Origin of the sequence: Pseudomonas sp. SIMBA_067 (assembly GCF_046534675.1) — a bacterium.
In the GTDB taxonomy this organism is placed as follows: Bacteria; Pseudomonadota; Gammaproteobacteria; order Pseudomonadales; family Pseudomonadaceae; genus Aquipseudomonas; species Aquipseudomonas putida.
The window spans coordinates 1-231 of the sequence record NZ_JAWRYH010001469.1 but is presented as its reverse complement, the minus strand read 5'-3'; the positions used below and the strand labels follow the sequence as shown (position 1 = coordinate 231).

1 protein-coding gene is annotated in these 231 nt (G+C 54.1%); it reads left to right on the top strand.

Going from position 1 to position 231, the window contains the following annotated elements; translation table 11 throughout:
* The coding region (miaE, locus tag SB765_RS34305; RefSeq protein WP_410933113.1) for a tRNA isopentenyl-2-thiomethyl-A-37 hydroxylase MiaE at window positions 1–231 on the top strand (231 nt) is incomplete at both ends.

Sequence of the window (231 nt, the reverse complement as noted above, 5' to 3'; positions counted from 1 at the left end):
CCGCGAAGATGGCGACAGCGACTTTATCAACGCCCACAAGAACCTGACAAAACGTATCATCGTGCGCAATGCGCTGCCGTGGGCGGATGAGCTGGTGGAGAAGATGGTACTGCTGATTAAAGAGGAGCTGCATCACTTCTATCAGGTGTGGGAAATTATGCAGTCGCGCGGGCTGGTCTATCAGAAGATTACCTCCAGCCGCTATGCCAAATCGCTGCTGCGCGAAGTCAC